Here is a 17,507-nt window from a genome sequence, read left to right on the forward strand (position 1 = left end):
TAACAATCGGTTGCCCCCTCGTTTTGTCTACCGCTCATACAATTCTCCCCTTTTTTATATTTATTTATTTTTCACTTCCGGTATATTTGACAGACAAATTTCAAAAAACCAACTATTGTATGAGTCTTAAAAGAGTCGTATCACTATTCCTGTTTGCCTGCACCCTACAAACCGCAGGAGCCCAGGAAAAATATCAATGGAAAGAGGGTACTTCTGGTGGATACACCTATAAGTACATCTCCAATGACCCGATGAAGGCCCGTTTTTACACGTTGAAAAACGGATTGACCGTTATCCTGAGTGTCAACAAAAAAGACCCCAGAATCCAGACCCTGATCGGAACCCGCGCGGGTAGCGATAATGATCCGAAAGATCATACAGGACTGGCCCATTATCTGGAGCACTTGCTGTTTAAAGGTACCCAGCAATACGGTTCCCTTGATTGGGTAAAAGAAAAACCACTGATCGGCAAAATCTCCGATTTGTACGATAAGTACAACAAAACGGTGGATCCAGCTGCCCGCAAAGCTGTTTATCATGAAATCGACAGCGTATCCGGTATCGCCGCCAAATATGCGATTGCCAACGAATACGATAAAATGATGACCGGTATGGGCGCCCAGGGCACCAATGCCCACACCTGGGTGGAAGAAACCATCTATGAAGAAGACATCCCATCCAACGCCATCGATAAGTACCTGACCGTTCAGGCAGAACGCTTCCGCGACCCCGTTTTCCGCCTGTTCCATACAGAGCTGGAAGCCGTGTACGAAGAAAAGAACCGTGGACTGGATAATGATGGCCGCAAAGTATATGAAACTATGCTTGCTGCCTTGTTTCCAACACATAACTACGGCCAGCAATCTACCATAGGTACCATTGAACACCTCAAGAATCCCAACCTGAAGGCGATTCGCCAGTTCTACAATGAATACTATGTACCTAACAATATGGCGGTAGTAATGGCGGGTGACTTCGACCCGGATTATGTAATCAAATTGATTGATCAAAAGTTCGCTTACATGAAAGCTAAGCCGGTAAAGGAATATAAGCCTGCACCGGAAGCGCCTATCAAATCGCCCGTTGTAAAGGAAGTGTTGGGTCCCGATGCTGAAAGCGTAGATATCGCCTTCAGAATGCCCGGTGCGCTGGATACTAAATCTAACCTCGTATTGGGCGTAATGGGTGCTATCCTCCAAAATGGAAAAGCGGGCCTGCTCGACCTGAATATCAACAAACAACAAAAGGTGTTGAATGCCAGCGCAGGTGTAATGAGCCTGAAAGATTACTCTATCTTCTCTCTCAGCGGTAAAGCCAAACAAGGCCAAACCCTGGAAGACGTAAAAGCACTGTTACTGGGCCAGCTGGAAATCCTGAAAAAAGGCGAATTTGATGAAACCCTGGTAAAAGCCATCGTTAACAACGCCAAGCTGAGCGAGCTCCAGGGACTGGAAAACAACAATAATCGCGCTACCTCCCTGATGGATGCTTTTATTAAAAGCCGGGCACAGGACTGGGCACATGATGTAGCCTATGTAGATGATATGGGTACTGTTACCAAAAAACAAATCGTTGACTATGCCAATAAATACCTCAACGATAATTATGTGATCATCTACAAACGCAAAGGCGAAGATAAAAATATCCAGAAAGTAGAGAAGCCTGCTATTACACCGGTAGAAGTAAACAGGGAAGCACAATCTGCATTCCTGAAACAGGTGGCTGCTATGCCTGCTACTCCAGTAAAGCCACAGTGGCTGGATTATGAAAAAGATATCCAGAAAACCACTGTTGGTAATACCGATATGATGTATGTGCAGAACAAAGACAATGGTCTGTTCCACCTATACTATCGTTTCGATATGGGGAGCTGGAATAACAAAAAACTCCCGCTGGCAGCGCAATACCTGCAATTCCTGCGTACGGATAAATACACTTCCGAGCAGATCAGCAAAGAGTTTTATAACATCGCTTGTAACTTCAATATATCAGCCTCTACAGACAATACCACTATTTCCATCTCGGGTTTGCAGGATAACTTCGATAAAGCCGTTGCTTTATTTGAACATGTAATTGCTAACTGTAAGCCAGACGAAGCTGCTTTGGCCGCGCTGAAAGGCCGTTTACAGAAAGCCCGTGCAGATAGTAAATTGAATAAAGGCGCTATCATGAAAGGTGTGGTAAACTATGCCATGTATGGCGCTAAAAACCCGTTCAATAACCAATTAAGCCAGGCAGAACTGGATGCAATCACTGCTGCTGAGTTGACTGATATGCTGCACGAACTGCCTACCTATAAACATACGATCATTTATTGGGGACCTCAGCCACTGGAAACAGCTGCTGCTGATGTGAAAAAACTACATACACTGCCCGCCAGCTTTAAGGCAGCACCGGCAGCCGTTAAGTTTGTAAAGGACAACCAGGCTCAAAACCAGGTACTGTTTGCTGACTACGATATGGTACAAACAGAAGTAAACTGGTTGAGAAATGCCGATGTGTACGATCCTGCTAAAACCGGTATTGTAACGCTGTTTAACAGCTACTTTGGGGGTGGAATGGGTTCCGTAGTATTCCAGACTATCCGTGAATCTAAGGCATTGGCTTACTCAACTTATGCATTCCTGGCATCGCCAGATAGGAAGAGCGAACGTTATTCTGCCATCGCTTACGTAGGTAGCCAGGCCGACAAAATGAATGATGCGATTACTGGTATGAACGAATTACTGAATGATATTCCTCGTTCCGATAAACTGCTGGAAACAGCTAAGGAAAGCATGAAACAAGATATCGAAACAGAACGTATCACCAACGATGGTATTATTTTTAGCTACCTGGCCGCACAAAAGCTGGGGCTGAACACAGATATCCGTAAGCAGGTGTATGAGTCTATCGATAAAATGAACTTTGATGAAGTGAAGAAATTCCATGATGAATATCTCGCTCATAAACCATATACTTATTGCATCGTTGCATCTGAGAAGAAAGTGGGCGAAGAGCTGAAGAAATATGGAGAAGTGAAGAAACTCTCCCTGGAGGAGATTTTCGGCTACTAATAGTATCCACTTATTATCCATACGGAACTAAAGGCACAAGGCATAACGCTTTGTGCCTTTAGTTTTTATAGGATGTAACAAGACAATAAATCTTTATTCCGTTACGTTATCTGCATATTTATTACTCCTATGAAGAAGTGTTGTTATTACTGGCTGACAGTTATCCTGTTGCTGTTGCCATTAAGTGGATTTATCAACGAACCAGATTTATATAATGTAAGGTTAAATGCTGCCAACGTCGATCCGGATAAAGTTTTCCTGCTGATAGATAAAAGCGACTACCGCTTGTATGTTTATGAAGATGTTACGTTGAGAAAGATCTACAAAGTAGTATTTGGTAACCGTGACCAAACGGATAAACAAACCGAAGGCGATCGCAGAACGCCTGAAGGCACCTTTCATATTTTAACGAAAAGAGTAGATAAAAGCTGGAGCCGTTTTATGTTGCTGGATTATCCCAATGAGAGTTCCTGGGCTAAGTTCCACCAGCGGCAATCGGATGGGCTGGTATCTGCCACTGCCACAATTGGTGGGGCAATTGGTATTCATGGTGTGGAATATGCTTCCGGTATCAGGGATAATTATGTAGATAACAGGATCAACTGGACCCTCGGTTGTATCAGTATGAAAAACGCCGATGTCAACGAATTATATGATGTGCTGAAAGTAGGTACGCCTGTTGTAATACGTAGGTAAGATTTTGCTGTTTACCGGTAAGGTGTCTCCTGGTGGCAGCCAGCTAATATAAATTTGTAACGATTGCTTATAAGAGATTGCATCTAGTGACGCGGTAAATCCACGTCATGATTCCAATATAAAATGGCGGGTAGGATCCTGTGAAGAGCGTGCTCCACTCGTATGGTGCACGCTTTTTTATTGCAAGAAGGCGCTTACCTCTCTCATCCAGGCATCGTTGTCTTTCCCGCAAAACGACTGGTGGCCTGCATTGGGAAATACATATAATTTCTTTTGGGTGGTGCCGAGGTGAGAAAATACCTCGTTAGTTTCATGGGGCATTACCCGGATGTCTTTTTGACCGTAAAAATATAATACGGGCATATGTATCCGGCGGGCATAGCTTTCAGGCTTAAACCCAGCTCCCCAGAATCCCTGCTCTATTCCGCCCCAGAAGGTAAGGATTTGTGATAAGGGAAATGCAGGCAGGTGTACAGCTCTCATACGACTTTTTACGGCATCTGTCAGCGTGGAAAAAGGGCATTGGATGATCAGCTTTTGCGGGGTAAGCCCATATTCAGGGACGGCCTTCAGAATGGCGGCTGCGCCCATGCTCACTCCCCAGAGTACAACTGGCTGGGTTGTTTTTTGTTTTACATACTCCCATGCCAGCTTTACATCTTCCGCTTCTTTAAATCCTACACTGCAGGTAGTACCCTCACTGTTGCCATGCCCTCGGAAATCGAGTAGAAAAGTGTTATAGCCGAGTGATCTGAATCGATCGGCTTCGGGTAATAGCGAGCCTTTATTGCCATTATAGCCATGAAACAGGACCACCGTGCCTACAGGATTTGGGGCGGGTATCCACCAGCCTTCCAGGGATAATCCGTTGGTGGTATGAAGGTGCACTGTATCATAAGGAACTGTAGGATATTGGGTGGTGGCAGATTTGGAGATCCGGACGCCAAACAGGACGATACCTAGCTTTTCTCCGGCGCTCATCTGCTCCGGTAGCTTATTCTTTTTGCCGCCATCATCGTAGAAATGGGTAAACTTCCATGCATGGAAGGCGCCGACGATATTGAGGAGTATAAAGAGGCAGAGCAACGTCCAGCCAGCCTTTTTGAAAAAACGTTTCATGGGTCCGTCTTATAACGAAGGGATGCAGAAAAACCACTTCTGCACCCCTTCTCTGAAAATATTAAAAATGACTTATAGTCTGCCTCTTTTGATTTCATCTACTACAGCCGGATCCAGCAGGGTAGAAGTATCGCCCAGGTTATCCAGGTCATTTTCGGCTATCTTGCGCAGGATACGGCGCATGATTTTACCGGAACGCGTTTTGGGTAAACCGCCTACAATCTGTATTTTGTCTGGTTTGGCGATAGGACCAATAATACGACTAACGGTTTGTGCGATATCTTTTTTAGTGAGTTCCGCATCGTGCGTTAAGCGTTCCATGATCACATATGCATAAATGCCCTGACCTTTAATATCGTGCGGATAGCCCACTACAGCGCTTTCCACCACGCCGGCGTGCATATTGATAGCGTTCTCTACTTCTGCGGTACCAATACGGTGACCACTAACGTTGAGTACATCATCTACACGGCCGGTAATTCTATAGTATCCGTCCTCATCTCTTAAGCAGCCATCGCCCGTGAAGTACATGTTTTCGTAGGTAGAGAAATAAGTTTTACGGAAACGCTCATGATCGCCGTATGTGCTGCGGAGCATACCAGGCCATGGGAACTTGATGCAGAGATTGCCGCTTACGCCATTTCCGTTGAGCTCCTTGCCGTTTTCGTCTACCAGCACAGGCTGTACGCCGGGAAGAGGCAGGGTAGCATAGCCTGGTTTTTCTTTGGTAATGCCGGCTATTGGGGTAATCATGATACCACCGGTTTCAGTTTGCCACCAGGTATCTACAATCGGGCACTTGCCTTTACCAATGTTGTCTTTAAACCAATGCCAGGCCTCTTCATTAATAGGTTCACCTACGCTACCCAGTTTACGGAGTGAGCTGAGGTCTTTATGATTTACAGGGCCGAGGCCATAGCTCATCAGGCTGCGTATAGCTGTAGGAGCAGTATATAAGATGTTTACACGGAATTTATCTACAATTTCCCACAATCTCCCTGCATCGGGATAGGTAGGTACTCCTTCAAACATGAGAGTGGTAGCCCCTGCACTGAGCGGGCCATAGGCGATGTAACTGTGGCCGGTGATCCAGCCGATATCTGCAGTACAGAAGTATACTTCGCCGGGTTGATACTGGAAGGTATTTACGAAGGTATAGTTGGCATATACCATATAGCCTGCACAGGTATGTACCACGCCTTTAGGCTTGCCGGTAGAACCGGAAGTATAGAGAATGAACAGCAGGTCTTCTGCATCCATTTCTTCTGCCGGGCAGGGAGGATTTCCCATGGTTTCTACTTGCTTGATTTCATCTTCCCACCAAACGTCTCTGCCTTTCAGCATGCTAACCGGGGTGCGGGTACGTGTACAAACAATTACTTTCTTTACAGACGGACAGGCCATAAGGGCGTCGTCCATTACCGATTTCAGCGGAATATCTTTAGCACCGCGATAAGCGCCATCACAGGTGATAACGAGGCTGCACTGGGCATCCTGGATCCTGTCGGCGATCGATTGAGCGCTGAATCCTCCGAATACTACGGAGTGTACAGCACCGATGCGGGCGCAGGCCAGTATGGCAATAGCCAGTTCAGGAATCATTCCCATGTAAATACATACGCGATCACCTTTCTTAACCCCATTGTTCTTTAGCACATTCGCAAACTGGCAAACTTTATTGTATAAGTCGCGGTAAGTAATAATGCGGTGGCGTTCTTCCGGATCGTTGGGCTCCCAGATAATGGCCGGAGTGTTGCCTAATGTACCCAGGTGGCGGTCCAGACAGTTTTCCGTAATGTTCAGTTTAGCACCGGTAAACCATTTGATATCCGGCTCTTTGAAATTCCAGTCCAAAACCTTATCCCACTTGCGACGCCAGTAAAAATGGTCTGCTACATTGGCCCAAAAGCCCTCGGGGTCAATGACACTTTGTTGATAAGCCTGTTGATAATCTTCGATACTCTTAATCTGGTATGGGTACGACATAGCACCGTATTTGTTTATTGGTTAAGTACAAGCATTTTCCTAACGGGGTTTAAATTTAAGAAAAACCAGGTGGTTTAATAGAAATAATCTAAAAAAACATGTTAAAAGCGGATTATTTTTCAACGTAAGACTTCAGGTATTTGTAAATCTCTGGCGCTGCGGGGTTGCCGGGTGTGCTTAGCTGCAGGTAGCGTTTATAGTATTTCGTAGCCAGTGGTTTATTGTGGAGATGCATGTCGTAGATACGGCCAATGCTATACTGGCGCAGCGGTTTGCGGGAAAGATAATACGCCGTATCCAGTTGGGCAATGGCTGTTTTATATTGCTGCAATCCTTCATAATTGACCGATTTACCACTGAAATAGCTATCCAGGCTTTGGGACATGGCGAGGTCAATACACGTTTGTAGCAGCTCATTGCTGGCAGTGTAATTTTTTAGCGCGGTATAGGAGAGGGCCGCGTAGTACATAATGTTTTCCGACTGTCCCCTGTTGGCGGTCATATATTCATGTATGCCGATGCACTCCTGGTATTTTTTAAGGGTATACCAGGCGGCGGCTACTATACTGAAGGTATTGGGTGAAACAATTTTCATGTTCATTAATTGCGTGCCCAATGTAGTGCAGCGGGTATAATCTTTCAGGAACCAGGCGGCCCGGATGGCGGTCATTATCACAGGTGGTTGCAGGGAGTCGGAGGCCATAAAGGCGCAGGTGATACTATCAGCTTGCTGGTAATTTTCCTTCCCCAGCCACTCTTCGGCCAGACGGGCTGCTACTTTGGGGTCGGAAGGATTGAGATGATATGCCTTCAGGAGCCATACAAAGGCGGTATCGAACTGCTGGACGGCATAGCAGGCAAAGCTAAGTTGTTTACAGGCAATGGCGTTATTAGGTTGTATGCTGGCAATGTACCGGTAATGGCTGATAGCCGCCAGGGGATTTTCCATTTGCATGGCAATACTGGCCAGGTACTGATGTGCGGTGAGACTGTTGCTATCCAACTGTAGTACTTTTTCATAGGTGGCGCCGGCATCCTTTGTTTTCCCGGAGAGATAGTAAGTGTAGGCGAGTAACGATAATTGCGAAATATTGTTTTCCTGTACCCTTGGTTGCAGGTAGCCGATGGCCTGGTCGTATTCCTGGTGCTGCAGGTATTCCATCAGTTGATCGCGGTCAATGGGCTGCTGGCCCAGTACCGTTTCTAAAGAACATAGCAGCAGTAGCAGCGCTAGGCCGCGGGTTAAAATGGTGTACATAAATATCGTTTTTCTTTTTAAAACTAAGAATTTAGTTTTAAAAAGAAAAACTTAGTTGATAAAGATAAGTAAATAAAAAAGCCTTGTAATCCCGGGTAGGGGTACAAGGCTTTATTATATGAGGATGCCATTTAGGAGTAAGTTTCTACAGACAGCGAAAGAAATATTACCTCATATTATTTAGAAGATCGCTGGTACTTTTCGAAGTACTCTTGTCCCAATGCGTACACCTCGTCCATTACTTCGATGATTTTTTGCTTTTCAGCGTTGCTAAGTGCAGGAATAATCTTGCCTTTCTCATTAGGATTTGGTTTGTCTTTACCGCGCATTTTACGATAAAAAGTAGGTGTACTCCAATTGCATTCTTCACACACTCTTTCTCTAAAGGCCACCGGGAGTCCGGAGAGTTTTGTGTGAATGTCAAGCAGAACATTCAGTGATTCTTTGCTCATAATGGGTATTATTTTCTAATTATTGGTTATGGTTAACAAAAAGATTGACGATTATTTTAAGCATATAAAACAATATTTTATGTGTAAACAAATATATTCATAATCGTGCAATTTATAATGATAAAACATTACTTTCTTTAAAAAAAATAATGCCCCATGTAATATAGTGTGGTAAACGGTTTGAGGCTGTTTGTAAAGGTTAGTTGATGTGTATCGTTTACACAATAATTATCAGTCATTTTATTGTGATTATCACTACGATTTTTATGTTGTCATATTGATAAATGTTTGTTGTTACCATATTGCGTATATACGTTACCGTTATATAATTGTTATGGTTGATTAATGCTGCCGACAGGTGTATATTTTTTTGTTAAATTGATATATTTATTTACAAAATGAAATATTAATTGTTAAATTATACGATAATACAACAGGGGCCATCCTGTCTGTAGCATCATAATTTAAAACATAAAGGATGCAGTCGAGCCTGATACACATGGGACACCGCTTGAAGCAGATATTGAAGCAAAAGAAGATAAAGATCGTAGACTTTGCTGCCATGGCCGGTTTTACCAACCAGATAGCCCATTATCATTTACGCAAAAATGATATGAAACGTGCTACCATGGAGCGTTTCTGCACATTAATAGATATTACTCCCGACGAGTTTATGCGGTGGAATGGCGCTATGCAACTTAGCCAGGGCAAAAATATTCACCACGGCGACCGCTTACAGCAGATTATTGCTGAAAAAGGCCTTAATAAGAGTAAACTGGCCGGCCGCCTGGATATGAGCCGTCGTACCATGTACAATCTCTTCGAAAAGGAAAGCTTCTCGCCCGATGAGCTGGAGCGTGTCGCCAAAGGATTGGACATGACCGTAGAAGGCTTCCTGAATCCAGGTACGGTACAGGAGTCAAGAGTTACTGACAGTGAAGAAATGATGTTGATGAGGGAGAAGTATTACAAATTGCTTGAAGAGCATACCCAGTTACTGAAAAGCTATGCCACCATAAAAGATGAGTTGTTACAGGTGAAAAAAGAAATAACCACACTGCGTAAACAAAAAGATTAAAGAAATACACCGGTCACTATAATAATATTCATTATAAAGCGGGGTTTCTTTAATAGCTAACCTGTACTGGGACACCGTTAGGCGGCTACTTCACTTAATTCAAAAAATGTTGCTACTTCTTCCCAGTTGTTTAAACGTTTGTAACCAGTCAATGGTAAATTATGCGGAGCGCTAAATAATAAGGGAGTGCCCTTGAATGAACGCAGGTTTTTGTCGTGATCATCTATCATGTAATCCGCCTCTACAATAGTTTTTGAGCCGCAGAACACAATATTCCGCCAGTGGATAAACGGGAAGTGCTCATTTAGCCAGGCCAGTTTCTCCGCTAGTGAAAAAGGGAATTCCATCGCCGCAGAAACAATAAATACTTCATGTTGCGCTGCCAGGGCTTTTACCACTTCCTGGCTACCTTTCATCACCGGGATGTTCCTAAAAAAGCCGGGTGTATTCAACATTTCTGCCATTACTCCTTCAGGGAACACGCTGCCTTCCGGCACATTATCCAAACGCCTGGGATCTATTACTTCCCCGTATTCCTTAGCGTACACGGCTAATACATGTTGTTGCAGGTCTGCCATTACATTGTCCATGTCAATTGCTATTCTTGCCATAATTTGCTGTTTTTTGCAAAGTTATGCAGTATGTTGCAGATTATTGCATAATCTTTCATAATTTTGCACAAAACGGCAAATGATGTTAAAGGAAGAAAGGCTGGAATATATCCTGAAGAAGCTGCAAACAGATCATAAAGTACTGCAGGCAGAACTCAGCAGCGATTTGCAGGTGTCGGAAGATACGGTAAGGAGAGACCTCGAATCTCTTGCCCAAAACGGGCAATTGATTAAAGTACGGGGAGGGGCTATTCCCCATTCTCCCAACCCTTATTCGTTCAAGGAACGCATACAATATCACGAAGAAGATAAAAAACATATTGCCACCAAAGCCTTGTCATTCTTGCGTAATGGACAAACCATTATGCTTGATGGAGGTACTTCCACGTTAATGTTGGCCAAATTAATTCCCGCAAACCTGCACCTGACGGTCATTACCAACAGCGTTCCGATTGTTTCGCAGTTGATGGATCATCCAGGTATTGAACTGATCTTTACCGGCGGATTAATTGGCAAGAACTCGCAGACCTCCGGTGGAATGGATACCATTCGTATGCTCGAGAAATTGCGGGCCGACATTTGCTTCCTCGGTATTTGCAGTCTCCATCCTGTTGCCGGCGTAACCGGTCTGGATCTTGGAGAGGCAGATGTTAAAAGCGTGATGGTGGAATCGGCCAACAAGGCCATTGCACTGGCCACCAGCGATAAAATGGGTACGGCGGAGCCTTTTAAAGTATGTGATATTACAGGTTTGGATACTATTATTACCGATAATCCCGACCTGCCTTCATTAAAGCCCTATATCAACCTGGGAATCCAGGTGATCTGATTATTTAAATTTTTATCTTAACAAAGATGTTACAGGATCTATCGATGGTGGCGACGAATAAGAGAGCAACGCGTATTGCCGTCAGCGCTTTATTTTTCCTTACTGGTTTATGTTTTTCCAGCTGGGCCTCCCGGATACCGGATATCCAGCAAGCCCTGGGCTTAAATGACGCAGGACTGGGTAGCCTGTTACTGGCATTGCCGGTAGGATCCCTGATTTCCCTCCCGGTGGCGGGACTACTGGTATCAAAATACGGCAGCCGGCAGGTATTATTGATTGCCGGTGTAGCCTATGCCGCCGTATTACCTGCCCTTGGCCTGGCCCAGCATGCATGGGAGCTGAGTATTTTCCTGGTATTGTTCGGCTTCTGCGGCAACATTGCCAATATAGCGGTAAACACACAGGCAGTAGGTGTAGAGGTAATATATGGACGGTCTATTATGGCTTCCTTCCACGGCTTGTGGAGCGTAGCGGGGTTTACAGGCGCCGCCATAGGAGCCGGCATGTCTGGGCTACACCTGGCACCGGTATATCACTTCTTAATCATTGCCGGTATCGCCTGGACGCTGATTGTATTAACCATGAATAAGCTGGTAACTACCGTGCCCAACGAAAATAATGCACCTTCTCTATTTGGAAAACCTGATGCTTTCCTGATTACGTTGGGTATCATTGCCATGTGTTCTATGATTTGTGAGGGAACAATGTTCGACTGGAGCGGTGTATATTTCCGTAGAGTGATAGCCGTGAAGGATGGTTTATCCGGTGCAGGCTATGCTGCGTTTATGAGCACTATGGCGTCCGGACGATTTATTGCCGATCGGCTTACCACCAGGCTGGGTGTAAAGAAGATGCTGCTGATCAGCGGAAGCCTTACCGCAGCAGGGTTACTGGTAGCCGTTATTTTCCCTTATTTCTACACAGCAATGTTTGGCTTTATGTTGGTAGGCGCCGGCGTATCAGCCGTAGTACCGCTGGTATACAGTGCTGCCGGCAAATCAAAAACACTATCTCCCGGTATGGCGTTGGCTACCGTATCCACTATCGGTTACCTGGGATTCCTCTTTGGCCCGCCACTGATTGGATTTGTGGCCCAAGCTACTAACCTGGGAGTTGCCTTCACCATGATTGCTGTAATGGGAGCAGCTATCGCCGTAATGTCTGCCAGGATAAAATTATAAACTTACACTGCCACTGCGCCGCTTTTGCGGGGCAGTGTGCTGAAGGAGAGTTCCTCTCCGCGGTAATCTACTAACAGTAAAAATTCCCCGGTGGCAGGAAGAGCCGGCGGCAGTTGCATGCCGGCAAGGGCTGTCAGTAAAGGCTCCGGTGAATGATCAAAAGGAACCAGTCTTATTAATGGGTGTAGTGCTTCTTCTTCCGCAGGTGTATGCAGTAAAGCTTCTTTAGGCAAAAATTTCAGGTCATTAATGGCTAGTTCCATTAACAAAATCTCCTGCAAATATGGGTTTTCAAGGGCCCCCGCAGCTATCTTCTCAAGTAAAAAATCACCAAATACATTGATCTCCCGCTTAAACTGCAAATCGGATTTATAGCAAATACGCCAGAATGCTTCTACAAGCGGCATCAATGATGTGCCTAATAAAAAACAGGTATAGGGAAGCATCGTATAGATAGGGGTGATCCTGTTTACACGATATAAGGTACAACTCACTGACATGCCCGGTTGGCGTACTACCGTTTGCAAACGCATTTGCTCGCGGGGGGTAAGATCATACCGGGAGAGAATTTCCGCCGGCTGCTCCCGTAACGCCAGGCACAATTGCGGGGAGGCAATTAGATCTGTGATCGCTTTCTGGAAAGAGAGTAATGACATATCATCAGGTATGATAAAGGTTCCAGGTAGCTTTCGCCCGGTTTAGTTCGCGGGTAATACCCTCAAACTGCAACAGGTGAAAGTAAGATTCATGAAATTCAAAGGTAATGCCGCATAGGTTATGCACTAACGGTAATGTATAATCGAGCAAGTCCCATACCTCCGGTGGACAAGGGCCTGCATGAGAATCAGTGTACATGCCAGCCATCTCGTTGCCGCCGGCTATATGGATTTCGATCACTTTATCCAACTGTAGCTGGTTGATAAATTCCTTGGGATCAAAATGATGATTAACGGCATTAGTATATACGTTGTGAATATCGAGTAGCAGCCCACAGGAGGTACGATCTGATAACTCATTCAGGAAAGCCGTTTCGCTGAGTTCCTGCTCCGGCAAATCGATAAAGTATACATTGTTCTCTACCAGGAAAGGGGTACTGATAGCCCTTTCGATGGCATTGATACGGCCGCTGATCATATCCAGCACTTCATAGTCGTACGGCACCGGTACTGCGAGTCCTGCATTATGTTCTTCCTGTTGATCGTTATGTACTTTTACAAAAGACAGGTGATCACTATGCCATTTAAATGCGTAACGCTGGTGCCATTCCTGCATTTTCTGAAGGTATGTTTTATCAAAAATGCCGGCGCTGCCAAGCGAGTAAGATATGTTATGAGCGGTTAATGGGTAGGTAGCGGCTATCTTATCCAGCACAATCATCCAGGATTCAATCTCTTCAAACCGTTCCTGCTGGCGGTTTCCACGATCTGTCCAGAACATGTCGGGAATGATTTCCACATAATCGCAAATCCCCGGACAAGCTTCCAGGTATAGCTCCAGGGAGGGGTTGTATAGCAGCCCTACGCCTAGCCGGGGAATAGTTTGTTGGTACAGCTGGGTTGTACGGGCAGGTGATATTACTTGTAACATGACAGGAACATTTAAATACCGTCCTGGCACAGGCCAGGACGGTATCACCGGATTAATGTTGCGCAACGGCTGCCTTGGTAATAGCCATTTTTTCCAGGTCTACGTTAATCACTTCTTCCAGTTTTTCCCGGATATTGAAGTGTACGCCAGACAGGCAGGCCTGGCAACCGCGGGGGTTAATTTGTCTCAGCACCAATGCTTGTAATTTGGTGACGTCTTCCAGTTTAGTGCCTTTGGGAACGGTGAGGTCGATATGACCATTTGCGCCGTAATGAACTTCAGCTGTACGCATGACGTTTGATTTTTGGGGTGTAAAATGTATGTGTAAAAAACGAAAACGATTCTTTGGGGTAGAAGCTCTTGTATTCGTTGCGCCAGTCTTTTGAGAATGCTGTACCATAAAGTTAGGAGAATAAATGAATATCTCGATAAGTATTTATACGGAAAGTGGATGCCGGTCAAAACTACGTTAGGCCGACCGGAGTAGATATTAGTAATTAAATCTATATTAGTTATTAGACTATCGTCAAAAAAAACTTCCATTTTTTTAAATTTTTTGCGCTAAAAAGATTCTAATCACGTAACTTTGCACGATTTTTTTGGTCCCTCACACGGCATAAAGATCAATTTGGTTTTTCATTTTCAATAGATTACACAAATGCCAAAAGACTCATCTATCAAATCTGTTCTCATTATCGGTTCTGGACCCATTATTATTGGTCAGGCTTGCGAATTTGATTATTCCGGATCTCAGGCAGCGCGTTCGCTGCGGGAAGAAGGAATTAAAGTGATATTGATTAATTCCAACCCGGCTACCATCATGACGGATCCAATGATGGCCGATAAGGTTTATTTGCTGCCATTGACCGTGGAAAGCATTGAGCAGATCCTGGAAGAAAACCAGATAGATGCCGTATTACCCACCATGGGCGGCCAAACTGCGCTGAACCTTTGTAAAGAAGTAGACGAACTGGGCATCTGGGAAAAGAACAATGTTCGCCTGATCGGGGTAGACATTAAAGCGATTGATAAAGCAGAAGATCGTGAACAATTCCGTCAGTGGATGATCCAACTGGGTATCCCGGTGGCGCCCGCCAGAACAGCTAACTCTTTCCTCGAAGGAAAAGAATTTGCACAGGAAATAGGTTTCCCGCTGGTAATCCGTCCTTCCTTTACCCTAGGTGGTACCGGTGGTGGATTTGTACACAGCAAAGACGACCTGGATGAAGCGCTGGACCGCGGTTTGAAAGCTTCTCCTATCCATGAAGTGCTGGTAGAAAAAGCGGTACTCGGATGGAAAGAATATGAACTGGAACTGTTGCGCGACAAGAATGATAACGTAGTAATCATTTGTACTGTGGAGAACCTCGACCCGATGGGTATCCACACAGGTGATTCCATTACGGTGGCGCCAGCAATGACCCTGAGCGATACGGCTTTCCAGGAGATGCGTAACAAAGCGATGATGATGATGCGCGACCTGGGCAATTTTGCCGGTGGTTGTAACGTACAGTTTTCGCTGAACCCGGAAACAGAAGAGCTGATTGCTATCGAAATCAACCCTCGTGTGAGCCGTTCCTCTGCATTGGCCTCTAAAGCAACGGGTTACCCGATTGCGAAAATTGCTGCCAAACTGGCTATTGGTTATACACTGGATGAACTGGAAAACCAGATCACCAAAACTACTTCCGCATTCTTTGAACCAGCACTGGACTACGTGATCGTAAAAATGCCGCGCTGGAACTTCGATAAATTTAAAGGAGCCGATGATACCCTGGGCCTGCAAATGAAATCAGTGGGAGAAGTAATGTCTATCGGACGTACTTTCCCTGAAGCATTACAGAAAGCCTGTCAGAGTCTCGAAAATGATGCACTCGGCCTCGGCTACTATGGTAAGTCTCTCCTGAAGAGTGAGCAACTGATCGAGAAATTAAAACGTCCTACCTGGGATCGTATTTTCCGCATCAAAGATGCTTTGATGGCAGGAGTTTCCGTAAAGCATATTCACCAGCTCACTTATATCGACCGCTGGTTTCTGCACCAGATCCAGGACATCGTAAACCTGGAAAAACAATTGCTGGAGCTTGATCTGCAGAGCGTTTCAGTAGAAATGCTGAAAGATGCCAAGAAAATGGGCTTCTCTGACAAGCAACTGGCGATTCTGTTTGGTGATTGCGATGAAGACGAAGTATACGCTAAGCGTAAGGAACTGGGCATTACCCGGACTTTCAAAATGGTAGATACCTGTAGCGCGGAGTTTGAAGCAAAAACACCTTACTTCTACTCTACGTTCGATACCGAAAATGAAAGCAAGGTAACCGATAAAAAGAAGATCATTGTATTGGGGTCCGGTCCTAACAGAATCGGGCAGGGTATTGAGTTCGACTACTGCTGTACACACGGTTTACAGGCGATCCAGGATTGCGGTTATGAAGCTATCATGGTGAATTGTAATCCTGAAACGGTTTCCACCGACTTCGACATGGCCGATAAACTATACTTCGAGCCGGTATTCTGGGAAAATCTCTGGGAGATCATTGAGTTGGAAAAACCGGAAGGCGTGATTGTGCAGTTGGGTGGACAAACCGCGTTGAAGCTGGCCAAACGGCTGGAAGAGAAAGGGGTGAAAATCATCGGTACCTCTTTCGACAACATGGATATTGCAGAAGACCGCGGTCGTTTCTCCGATATGCTGAAAGAACTGGGTATTCCTTATCCTAAATATGGCACTGCTTACAATACAGACGACGCGATAGAAGTGGCGAAAGAAGTAGGTTACCCGGTATTGGTGCGTCCTTCCTATGTATTAGGGGGGCAGCGTATGAGAATCGTTATCAATGAAGAGGAGCTGGAAGAATCTGTACTGAGCCTGTTAAGACACTTGCCTGGTAACAAGATATTGATCGATCACTTCCTGGATCGCTGCCAGGAAGCAGAAATAGATGGCATCTTTGATGGTACTGATTTCCATGTAATGGGTGTGATGGAGCATATTGAGCCGGCGGGTATCCACAGTGGCGATAGTCATGCGTTGTTACCAGCTTTCAACTTGTCGCCGATCGAAGTAACTACCATGGAATACTATGCAGAAAAGATTGCGCGTGCACTGAATATCCAGGGCTTAATTAATATCCAGTTTGCAATTAAAGATGGCAATGTATATGTGATTGAAGCGAATCCGCGTGCTTCCCGTACTACACCGTTTATTGCTAAAGCCTACCAGGTGCCTTACCTGAACATTGCTACCAAAGTGATGATTGGCGCCAAAAAGCTGAAAGACTTTACCATTGAAAAGAAACTTACCGGTTTTGCTATCAAGGAGCCTGTATTCTCTTTCAACAAGTTCCCGGGGGTAAACAAGGAACTCGGACCTGAAATGAAATCAACCGGAGAAGCAATACGCTTTATCAAAGATCTGCGCGATCCATATTTCAGACAACTCTTCAAAGAAAAGAGTATGTACCTGAGTAAATAATATTGTTAGCTAAGTGTTAACGAAAAGCCCTCCTCGCTATAGCGGGGAGGGCTTTTTATATAAAGTAAGGTTGTCAAAAAAACAGAGCCTGATAAAAATCAGGCTCCTTCTTTTCCCTCAAAATAACCATTAAAGACACGACTATTGAATCTTGATACAATTCATATAGCGTGACCGGT

The 17,507-nt window shown here is 45.0% G+C and carries 14 protein-coding genes; 6 read left to right on the forward strand and 8 right to left on the reverse strand.

Annotated elements, in window-relative coordinates; genetic code table 11:
- The first annotated feature begins 119 nt into the window (after positions 1 to 119).
- Positions 120 to 3,056, forward strand: a complete 2,937-nt coding sequence (locus HGH90_RS20065) for a M16 family metallopeptidase (RefSeq protein WP_169191774.1) — start codon at positions 120 to 122, stop codon at positions 3,054 to 3,056.
- Positions 3,057 to 3,185: 129 nt separating this feature from the next.
- Positions 3,186 to 3,752, forward strand: coding sequence for a murein L,D-transpeptidase family protein (locus HGH90_RS20070; RefSeq protein WP_169191775.1), 567 nt, complete (start codon positions 3,186 to 3,188; stop codon positions 3,750 to 3,752).
- A 177-nt stretch (positions 3,753 to 3,929) separates the two neighbouring features.
- Here the strand turns inward: HGH90_RS20070 and HGH90_RS20075 are convergent, their stop codons facing one another.
- The 4 genes from HGH90_RS20075 to HGH90_RS20090 form a co-directional block, all read right to left on the reverse strand.
- Positions 3,930 to 4,871 (reverse strand): alpha/beta hydrolase, encoded by a 942-nt coding sequence (locus HGH90_RS20075; protein WP_168765127.1) that lies wholly within the window; start codon positions 4,869 to 4,871, stop codon positions 3,930 to 3,932.
- A gap of 72 nt (positions 4,872 to 4,943) precedes the next feature.
- Entirely contained in the window at positions 4,944 to 6,857 is a 1,914-nt protein-coding gene (acs, locus tag HGH90_RS20080) for an acetate--CoA ligase (protein WP_168765128.1), read from the reverse strand.
- Positions 6,858 to 6,969: 112 nt separating this feature from the next.
- Positions 6,970 to 8,115 carry a hypothetical protein gene (locus HGH90_RS20085; RefSeq protein WP_169191776.1) on the reverse strand — a complete coding sequence of 382 codons (1,146 nt, stop codon included), beginning with the start codon at positions 8,113 to 8,115 and terminating at the stop codon, positions 6,970 to 6,972.
- Between the two features lie 176 nt (positions 8,116 to 8,291).
- Positions 8,292 to 8,567, reverse strand: coding sequence for a hypothetical protein (locus HGH90_RS20090; protein WP_145661455.1), 276 nt, complete (start codon positions 8,565 to 8,567; stop codon positions 8,292 to 8,294).
- Positions 8,568 to 9,045: 478 nt separating this feature from the next.
- On the opposite strand from HGH90_RS20090, the gene HGH90_RS20095 reads away from it, so the two are divergent.
- Positions 9,046 to 9,645 carry a helix-turn-helix domain-containing protein gene (locus HGH90_RS20095; RefSeq protein ID WP_168765130.1) on the forward strand — a complete coding sequence of 200 codons (600 nt, stop codon included), beginning with the start codon at positions 9,046 to 9,048 and terminating at the stop codon, positions 9,643 to 9,645.
- A 77-nt stretch (positions 9,646 to 9,722) separates the two neighbouring features.
- On the opposite strand, the gene HGH90_RS20100 is transcribed toward HGH90_RS20095, so the two are convergent.
- Entirely contained in the window at positions 9,723 to 10,256 is a 534-nt protein-coding gene (locus HGH90_RS20100) for a 5' nucleotidase, NT5C type (protein WP_168765131.1), read from the reverse strand.
- A gap of 79 nt (positions 10,257 to 10,335) precedes the next feature.
- Here HGH90_RS20100 and HGH90_RS20105 point away from each other — a divergent pair, with 79 nt between their 5' ends.
- Positions 10,336 to 11,085, forward strand: coding sequence for a DeoR/GlpR family DNA-binding transcription regulator (locus HGH90_RS20105; RefSeq protein ID WP_247679922.1), 750 nt, complete (start codon positions 10,336 to 10,338; stop codon positions 11,083 to 11,085).
- A 26-nt stretch (positions 11,086 to 11,111) separates the two neighbouring features.
- Positions 11,112 to 12,266 (forward strand): MFS transporter, encoded by a 1,155-nt coding sequence (locus HGH90_RS20110; protein ID WP_168765132.1) that lies wholly within the window; start codon positions 11,112 to 11,114, stop codon positions 12,264 to 12,266.
- A gap of 2 nt (positions 12,267 to 12,268) precedes the next feature.
- On the opposite strand, the gene HGH90_RS20115 is transcribed toward HGH90_RS20110, so the two are convergent.
- Genes HGH90_RS20115 through HGH90_RS20125 form a run of 3 tightly spaced genes read right to left on the reverse strand, consistent with a single transcriptional unit; the run spans position 12,269 to position 14,145 of the window.
- Positions 12,269 to 12,922: a hypothetical protein gene (locus tag HGH90_RS20115; protein WP_169191777.1), complete on the reverse strand. Its 654-nt coding sequence runs from the start codon at positions 12,920 to 12,922 to the stop codon at positions 12,269 to 12,271.
- A gap of 4 nt (positions 12,923 to 12,926) precedes the next feature.
- Positions 12,927 to 13,853 carry a DUF692 family multinuclear iron-containing protein gene (locus tag HGH90_RS20120; RefSeq protein ID WP_169191778.1) on the reverse strand — a complete coding sequence of 309 codons (927 nt, stop codon included), beginning with the start codon at positions 13,851 to 13,853 and terminating at the stop codon, positions 12,927 to 12,929.
- Positions 13,854 to 13,905: 52 nt separating this feature from the next.
- Entirely contained in the window at positions 13,906 to 14,145 is a 240-nt protein-coding gene (locus HGH90_RS20125; RefSeq protein ID WP_168765135.1) for a hypothetical protein, read from the reverse strand.
- Positions 14,146 to 14,511: 366 nt separating this feature from the next.
- On the opposite strand from HGH90_RS20125, the gene carB reads away from it, so the two are divergent.
- Positions 14,512 to 17,328 carry a carbamoyl-phosphate synthase large subunit gene (gene carB, locus HGH90_RS20130; protein ID WP_168765136.1) on the forward strand — a complete coding sequence of 939 codons (2,817 nt, stop codon included), beginning with the start codon at positions 14,512 to 14,514 and terminating at the stop codon, positions 17,326 to 17,328.
- The last annotated feature ends 179 nt before the right edge of the window (positions 17,329 to 17,507 follow it).

The organism is Chitinophaga sp. Ak27 (assembly GCF_012726295.1).
Classification (GTDB): domain Bacteria; phylum Bacteroidota; class Bacteroidia; order Chitinophagales; family Chitinophagaceae; genus Chitinophaga.

What these genes read in the sequence shown, in the direction of transcription:
- HGH90_RS20125 (WP_168765135.1), bottom strand. Translation starts at nt 14,145, where the DNA reads ATGCGTACAGCTGAAGTTCATTACGGCGCAAATGGTCATATCGACCTC.
- carB (WP_168765136.1), top strand. Translation starts at nt 14,512, where the DNA reads ATGCCAAAAGACTCATCTATCAAATCTGTTCTCATTATCGGTTCTGGA.
- HGH90_RS20065 (WP_169191774.1), top strand. Translation starts at nt 120, where the DNA reads ATGAGTCTTAAAAGAGTCGTATCACTATTCCTGTTTGCCTGCACCCTA.
- HGH90_RS20090 (WP_145661455.1), bottom strand. Translation starts at nt 8,567, where the DNA reads ATGAGCAAAGAATCACTGAATGTTCTGCTTGACATTCACACAAAACTC.
- HGH90_RS20085 (WP_169191776.1), bottom strand. Translation starts at nt 8,115, where the DNA reads ATGTACACCATTTTAACCCGCGGCCTAGCGCTGCTACTGCTGCTATGT.
- HGH90_RS20100 (WP_168765131.1), bottom strand. Translation starts at nt 10,256, where the DNA reads ATGGCAAGAATAGCAATTGACATGGACAATGTAATGGCAGACCTGCAA.
- HGH90_RS20115 (WP_169191777.1), bottom strand. Translation starts at nt 12,922, where the DNA reads ATGTCATTACTCTCTTTCCAGAAAGCGATCACAGATCTAATTGCCTCC.
- HGH90_RS20120 (WP_169191778.1), bottom strand. Translation starts at nt 13,853, where the DNA reads ATGTTACAAGTAATATCACCTGCCCGTACAACCCAGCTGTACCAACAA.
- HGH90_RS20095 (WP_168765130.1), top strand. Translation starts at nt 9,046, where the DNA reads ATGCAGTCGAGCCTGATACACATGGGACACCGCTTGAAGCAGATATTG.
- HGH90_RS20110 (WP_168765132.1), top strand. Translation starts at nt 11,112, where the DNA reads ATGTTACAGGATCTATCGATGGTGGCGACGAATAAGAGAGCAACGCGT.
- HGH90_RS20105 (WP_247679922.1), top strand. Translation starts at nt 10,336, where the DNA reads ATGATGTTAAAGGAAGAAAGGCTGGAATATATCCTGAAGAAGCTGCAA.
- HGH90_RS20070 (WP_169191775.1), top strand. Translation starts at nt 3,186, where the DNA reads ATGAAGAAGTGTTGTTATTACTGGCTGACAGTTATCCTGTTGCTGTTG.
- HGH90_RS20075 (WP_168765127.1), bottom strand. Translation starts at nt 4,871, where the DNA reads ATGAAACGTTTTTTCAAAAAGGCTGGCTGGACGTTGCTCTGCCTCTTT.
- acs (WP_168765128.1), bottom strand. Translation starts at nt 6,857, where the DNA reads ATGTCGTACCCATACCAGATTAAGAGTATCGAAGATTATCAACAGGCT.